The following is a 6,830-nucleotide window of genomic DNA, read 5'->3' as shown; positions in this document are numbered from 1 at the left end:
ACTCCGGCATTGCCGGCAAAAACCAGTTCATTCAAATACTGGTCGGAACAACTTATCAAGCAGCTAAGCACAGGCTGTTTGCCGCTGGATCCCGATTATTGGCTGGACGCCAGGCGGCATCGGGTGCCGGCGTTTCCGGTAGACATGCCTAACGGCGGCAACTCGTTTGTCGCGGAAAGCGAAGTCANTGTTGCTGACCGCACTGACGCTCACATTACGCGACCGGCTGCACAGCGAATCGGTATTGATCGATCTGGAAGGCCACGGCCGCGAAGACATTGCGAATGACGTTGATGNCGCGCTTTTGAACCTGTCCAAAGACGCGTCCTTGGACGAGGCGCTGAAATCGGTCAAAGAACAACTACGGGCCGTGCCGATGAAAGGCATGAGCTACGGCTTACTGCGTTACCTGTCGCCGGATGCCGAGATCAAAGCGCGATTGGCGGCCCAGCCCAAAGCGCAGATCATTTTTAACTATTTAGGCCAATTCGATACCGTCATTGCAGCCGAAGCAGCGTTCGTGCCGACTCAAGAAGCAACCGGCGACAACTGCGATCCGGCCGCGATTAGAGCGCATGAATTGGCCGTTATCTGCAGGATTGCTGGCGGACGCATGCAGATTAGCTGGTACTACAGCCGTGAACGTTATCGTAAGTCAACCATTGAAACCCTGGCCGGGCAGTATGTTCAGCAACTTAAAGCATTGCTGGCGCATTGCCTGTTGCCTGGGTCCGGCAGCTACACACCGTCGGATTTTCCATTAGCCGCCCTGGCGCAAACCGAACTGGACGCCATCGCGTTGAAGCCCCGGCAGATCGAGGATGTTTACCCGTTGGCGCCGCTGCAACACGGCTTGATGTTCCACAGCTTGATTGCCGCGGAATCCGGCGTTTATTGCATCCAAATCGCTTGCCGCTTAACCGGCAAACTCAATGTTCCCGTCTTCAAACAAGTCTGGCAACAACTGGCCGAGCATCATCCGATTTTGCGCACCGGTTTCCGTTTTGAGCATCGGGACCAACCTTTGCAAATCGTGGAAAAAAACGTGCAGTTGCCGATTACCGAATGCGATTGGCGCGCTTATCCGGCAGCCGAGCAAGCTCAACGTTGGCAACAATTGAAGGCCGACGATCAGGCAAGCGGCTTCGACTTTGCCTGCGCGCCGTTGATGCGTTTGGCTTTGGTGCAATGTTCGGAACAATCGCATTATTTTTTATGGAGCTATCACCACATATTATTGGACGGTTGGAGCGGGCCATTGCTGGTCAAAGAACTGTTTGCCGCTTATCAGGCGATATTGCACGGGCAGAGCGCACCGTTAACGGCGGCACGGCCGTACCGGGACTATATCGCCTGGTTGCAAAATCAGGATATGGCGCCCGCTGAAAGCTATTGGCGCTCGGCGTTAAGAGGTTTTACCGCACCGACGCCTTTGGTTGCCGATAAAACCTTGGACAGCAAGGATCATCAAGTAAGCGGCTATGACAAACAGGTCCTGCACTTGTCGGAGGAACAAACCAGAGCGTTACTGGTGTTCGTACAGCACCGGCACCTGACCGTCAATACGCTGGTGCAAGCCGCCTGGGGATTGTTGCTCAGCCGTTACAGCGGCGAGCACGATATTGTTTTCGGCACCACCGTGTCCGGGCGGCCCGCCGAATTAATCGGCGTCGAGACCATGGTCGGCTTGTTCATCAATAGCTTGCCGCTACGGATCAAGATAACGCCGGACAGCAGCGTACTCGATTGGCTGCAAGCGCTGTTCGCGCAAAACCAGGACATGCGCCGGTACGAATATACGCCGTTGACGCAAATCCAAGGTTGGTCCGATCTGCCGCGCGGCACGGCCATGTTTGAAAGTTTGCTGGTTTTCGAGAACTACCCTATTAACCGGGCATTGGACGAACATGCCGATACTTTGACTGTCGGCGAAATCGGTGTTATCGATCAATCCAATTACCCGTTAACCGTATCCGCTTTCCCCGGAACGGAACTGCATTTGGAAATCAACTACGCCACGGACCGGTTCGAAGCCGAAACGATTAAACGGATGCTGGCGCAGTTGCAACGCCTGCTTGAAGCGTTTGTTTTGCAACCGCAAACCCGTTTGTCCGAGTTGTCGTTGTTGAGCGAGTCGGATAAACAGCAGGTGCTGGCCGATTGGAATGCGACGCAAACGGAGTATCCGGGAGAGCGGTTTATTCATCAGCTGTTCGAGGCCCAGGTTGAAAAAACGCCGGATGCCGTTGCGTTGGTGTTTGAGAGACAAGCGCTCAGCTATGCCGAACTGAACGGCAAAGCCAACCGGCTGGCCCATTACCTGCGTTCTAAAGGCGTCGGGCCCGATGTGCTGGTCGGCATCTGCGTCGAACGGTCGCTGGAGATGGTGATCGGCCTGATGGGCATCTTGAAGGCCGGCGGCGCTTATGTGCCGCTCGATCCCGGCTATCCGCAGGACCGCCTCGACTTTATGCTGCACGATGTCAATGCGCCGATAGTGCTGACCCAGCAAGCCTGCCGGGAAAAAATAGCGGCCCATAGCGCGACGGTGCTGTGCCTGGATAGCGAGTGGGACGAGGCGGCATGCTTCAGCGACGCCAATCCCGGCATTCCTTTAAGTCCTGAAAATCTGGCTTATTGCATCTACACCTCCGGTTCCACCGGGCAACCTAAAGGCGCGGGCGTGCCGCATCAAGGCATATTGAACCGGTTGCAATGGATGCAGCAGCAATACGGGCTGGACCAAACGGATAAGGTACTGCAAAAGACTCCGTACAGTTTCGATGTCTCGGTTTGGGAATTTTTCTGGCCGTTGATGACCGGCGCGCAACTGGTCGTTGCCAAACCTGAACAGCACAAAGACAGCTTGGCGTTGATCGATACCGTCAACGAGCACCATATCACGACTATCCACTTCGTGCCGTCGATGCTGCAAGTGTTTATCGATACGCCGGGCGCGGAAAACTGCACCTCGTTAAAACGCGTTATTTGCAGCGGCGAAGCCTTGCCGGCCGACTTGGTGCAGCGCTTTTTGCAAAAACTCCCCGCCGGACTGTACAACCTTTACGGCCCTACCGAGGCGTCGGTCGACGTCAGCTATTGGGCTTGTTTGCCGGGCAGCGCGGAAACCGCGATTCCGATAGGCCGTCCGATCGCCAACATCTCGCTGTATATCCTGGACAGGCAGCTCAATCCGGTATTGCCGGGCACGCCGGGCGAGCTGCATATCGGCGGCATCGGTTTGGGCCGTGGCTATCTCAACCGGCCTGAGCTGACCGCGGAAAAATTCATCCCGAATCCCTACGGCCCGGCCGGCAGCAGGCTCTATAAAACCGGCGATCTGGCGCGTTACCGGCCGGACGGCGTTATCGACTATTTGGGCCGCAACGACTTCCAGGTCAAGATTCGCGGTTTTCGGATCGAATTGGGCGAGATTGAAAACCGCTTGAGCACTTATGCCGGCGTGCGCGAAGCGGTCGTTATCGCCCGTGCCGACGGCCATGGCGATAAACGGTTGGCGGCTTATTTGACCCAAGACGGCGGCAGCGAGTTGTCGATTGCCGAGCTGCGCGCCGATTTGGCCGCGGCCTTGCCCGATTACATGCTGCCTAGCGCCTTTGTGGTTTTGCCGGTGCTGCCGCTGAGCGCCAACGGCAAGCTGGATCGCAAGGCGCTGCCGGCGCCCGATGAAGAGGCCGTGATCCATCACCGCTACGAAGCGCCGCAAGGTCCGATAGAAACCGCGCTGACCGGTATTTGGCAGGAACTGCTGGAGTTGGAGCGGGTCGGCCGCAACGATCATTTCTTCGAGTTGGGCGGCCATTCTCTGATGGCGCTGACGCTGGTCGAACGCCTGCGCCAACAAGGCTGGTCGTTGGAACCCCGCGCGGTATTTGCCAATCCGGTACTGTCCGCGCTGGCCGTGGCTATAGCCGATAGCCGGAGCAACAGTCCGGATTTTGAACTGCCGCCCAATTTAATACCCGAGCATTTCGGGCAGCCGTTAAACGCCCAGGTTTTTGAGGAGTTTCGCTTATGAGTTTGCAGGAAGTTTTTGCAGCCATGCAGGAAAAAAACATCGCCGTCAGCGAGCTGGACGGAGAGCTTGTCGTCCGCGCGCCGCAAGGCGCGATGGATCAAGCATTAATGGCCAAGTTGAAAATTCATAAGCAGGACCTGCTGGCGGCAATCAGGAACGGCGTGGTTATCGAAGGCCATGCCCAGATGGCGCCGAAAATAACTCCCGACATGCTGCCGCTGGTCGGCCTGAGCCAGGACGAGATCGACCTGGTCGTCGATAGCGTGGCGGAGGGCGCGGCCGGCATTCAGGATATTTATCCGTTGGCGCCTTTACAGGAAGGTATTTTGTTCCATCATTTGCTGGAAACCCAGGGAGACCCGTACATCACCCGCTCGATCATCGTGTTCGATAACCGCGGCCGTTTGGACGCTTTTCTGGCCGCGTTGCAGACGGTCATCGGCCGCCACGACATTTTGCGCAGTTCGGTGCGCTGGGACGGTTTGCAGCAGCCGGTTCAAGTGGTGCATCGCCACGCGTCGCTGCCGGTTGAAGAACTGCCTGCGCTTGAAAATGACAAAATACAGCAACGCCTGCTGGAGCGAACCGATCCCCGGCAGCTCAGGATGAACCTACAGCAAGCGCCGTTGCTGGCCGGTTATGTGGTTCAGGACAGCCAATCGGACGAATGCTGGTTTGCGATGCTGAACCATCATATGGTCGACGACAACTACACGCTACAGCTGATTTTGTCGGAGATAAGGCTGTTGCTTACCGGGCAGGCCGAACAACTGCCGCCGGTACAGCCGTACCGGAATTTCATCGCCCAAATGCGGGCGGGTTCCGCTACGGATCATCAGAGCTATTTTCGCCGCCAACTCGGCGACATCGACGAGCCGACCGCGCCGTTCGGGCTGCTTAACGTGCAAGGCAGCGGCGGGCAGGTCGGCGAAGCGGCGCTGTCTTTGGAGGAGGACCTGGCGCAACGTATCCGCAACAGCGCCCGGCAACACAGCGTGACGCCGGCCAGCTTGTTTCACCTGGCTTGGGCTTTGGTGCTGGGGCAATGCAGCGGCCGTTCCGACGTGGTGTTCGGCACCGTGCTGTCCGGCCGTTTGCAAGGCGGCTCGGGAGCGGATCAGGCGGTGGGCATGTTCATCAATACCTTGCCGATACGGATTTCTCTGCGCGGCCGGACTGTGCGCGAAATACTCGGTATCACGCACCGCAACTTGAACGAATTGCTGATGCACGAGCAAGCCTCGCTGGCGCTGGCCCAGCGTTGCAGCGCAGTGCCTGCCTCGACGCCTCTGTTTACCGCGCTGATTAATTACCGGCATTCGAACATGATCGCCGCATCGGACCAATCCGCGCTGCTGGAATGGAAGGGCATGCGGGTGATCAGCAGCGAAGAGCGCAGCAATTATCCGTTGACGCTGTCGGTCGACGATCTGGGCCGAGACTTTGGCTTGACCGTACAAAGCATCGGCGGGATCGACCCGGCGCGGATTGCCGTGTATCAGCGTACCGCCGTCGAAGGCTTGGTAACGGCACTGGAACAAAATCCGCAGCAGTTGGCTGATACGATCGGCATTATGCCTGAGTTTGAACGCCGCCAAGTGCTGTTCGATTTTAACGGCACCGCCGTCGATTATCCTGCCGAGCAAAGCCTGCACGCACTGTTCGAAGCGCAGGCGGAAAAAACGCCGGACGCGGATGCTGTGGCGTTTGCGGGGCAGACCTTAAGCTATGCCGAACTGAACGCCAAAGCCAATCAGTTGGCTCATTACCTGCGCTCCAAGGATGTCGGGCCGGAGGTAAGGGTCGGTCTCTGCGTCGAGCGGTCGATGGACATGGCGGTCGGCATGCTGGGCATATTAAAGGCAGGCGGCGCTTATGTGCCGCTCGATCCCTCGTATCCCGAAGAGCGCATCGTCTATATGCTACAGGATGCGCAAATCGGCTTGCTGCTTACCCGGCAACGGTTGTTGCATAGCGCGAAGGAAACGATTTACCTGGATAGCGATTGGCGGGCCATCGCGCAATTCCGGGCTAACAATCCTGTGCCGTGCAACCATCCGCTCGACCTGGCCTATATCATTTACACCTCAGGTTCGACCGGCCAGCCCAAAGGCGTGACAGTCTCGCACCGCAACGCCGTACATTCGACCCATGCGCGGTTTGCAAATTATCAGGAGCCGGTGAGTTGCTACCTGTTGCTGTCGTCGTTCGCATTCGACAGTTCCGTGGCCGGATTATTCTGGACGCTGGGGCAGGGCGGTTGCCTGTGCTTGCCGGAAGACGACCGGATCAAGGATCCGGCTGCATTGGCCGAGTTGATCGCGGCGCAGAAGGTGTCGCATCTGCTGGCGCTGCCGTCCTTTTACGGTTTATTGTTAAATCAACTGGGAACGCAGTTGCAAACCCTGAAAACGGCCATTGTCGCCGGGGAAGCTTGTCCGAACGAAGTGGTCAAACAACATTACGCGGTGTTGCCCGACGTGCAGCTATACAACGAATACGGCCCGACCGAAGCCTCGGTATGGAGTAGTGTTTATCTGGCGAGTCAGGACGATTTGGAGCGGCCGTTATCGATAGGCCGGCCGATCAGCAATGTCCGGCTCTACATTTTGGATAGTGTCGGTAACCCGGCGCCTATCGGTGTGCAAGGCGAACTGCATATCGGCGGCGAAGGCATCGTGCGCGGCTATTGGCGGCGTCCCGAGCTAACCGCGGAAAAGTTCGTCCCCGACCCGTTTCAAAACGGCGGCGGCAGGCTGTATAAAACCGGAGACCTAGTCCGCTACCGCCA

General features: G+C 57.5%; 2 protein-coding genes. Both read left to right on the top strand.

Translation table 11 applies throughout. From position 1 onward, the window contains the following. Window positions 1-166 precede the first annotated feature (166 nt). Window positions 167-4,039: a non-ribosomal peptide synthetase gene (locus EKO24_RS00045; protein ID WP_143733127.1), complete on the top strand. Its 3,873-nt coding sequence runs from the start codon at window positions 167-169 to the stop codon at window positions 4,037-4,039. Then, window positions 4,036-6,830: amino acid adenylation domain-containing protein (locus tag EKO24_RS00040; RefSeq protein ID WP_143733126.1), on the top strand; the 2,795-nt coding region annotated here is incomplete at its 3' end. The genes EKO24_RS00045 and EKO24_RS00040, both read left to right, overlap by 4 nt.

Origin of the sequence: Candidatus Methylobacter oryzae, from assembly GCF_003994235.2 — a bacterium.
GTDB classification, from domain to species: Bacteria; Pseudomonadota; Gammaproteobacteria; order Methylococcales; family Methylomonadaceae; genus Methylobacter_A; species Methylobacter_A oryzae.
Note: the sequence above shows the minus strand (reverse complement) of the source record. Positions and strands in the feature narration are given on the sequence as shown.